The following is a 718-nucleotide window of genomic DNA, read 5'->3' on the forward strand; positions in this document are numbered from 1 at the left end:
GGCACCACACCTGGGGCGGGCACCACACCTGGGGCGGGCACTGCCTCTGGGCCGGACACCACCCCCCAGCCGGGCCGCGCCGGCGCGCGTGGGGTCAGCCCCGGTGATGGCGACGACGATCAGGCACATGTCGGCGCGGCCGGCTCCGCGTCTGACAACAGCGCGGTGGGCATCGGCCCGGCGTTGACGGACGAGGAGGCCGACCAGCTCGCGGACGTGGCCGCCGAACTGCACCCCGCTTTCACCGGAGCCTCCGACGCGGTCGCCATGCTCAACAAGTGCCTGATACGTCACGCCGCCGTGCCCAACCTGCACGGTGATCCGCCGGTGCTGGCCTTCCACCGGCCGGGGGCGGACCGGGTGGACGCCTGGGCCGCCGACGCCGCGACGGCGCTGGCCATGGTGATCGGCGTCGGACAGGGCGTACGGTTGCGCTCCTGCGACGCGAGCGGTTGCGACCTGGTGTTCTTCGACGTCACGAGGAACGCCTCGCGCCGCTTCTGCGGCGTGTCCTGCCAGAATCGCGCCAAAGCCAGCGCCTACCGAGCCCGCCGCCGCGCCTAGCCTCCGTCCGCCCGCCCGCCGAAGGCAGTTAGCCGTACGACGTCGCCGCACGGACCCGGTTGCGCGGCCCCTGCTTTCCGGCACGTCGGGCGCCGGGGCAAGGCCCCCGCGCTGACCCTGTCTCTTATACACGTCTTATGGGTCCGACGACTAG

The 718-nt window shown here is 73.0% G+C and carries 1 protein-coding gene; it reads left to right on the forward strand.

The features are described 5' to 3' along the window. On the forward strand, positions 1–564 hold a 564-nt coding region (locus E1292_RS50580), incomplete at its 5' end, for a CGNR zinc finger domain-containing protein (RefSeq protein ID WP_246091082.1). Positions 565–718 lie beyond the last annotated feature (154 nt).

Source organism: Nonomuraea deserti, from assembly GCF_004348685.1.
Taxonomy (GTDB): domain Bacteria; phylum Actinomycetota; class Actinomycetes; order Streptosporangiales; family Streptosporangiaceae; genus Nonomuraea; species Nonomuraea deserti.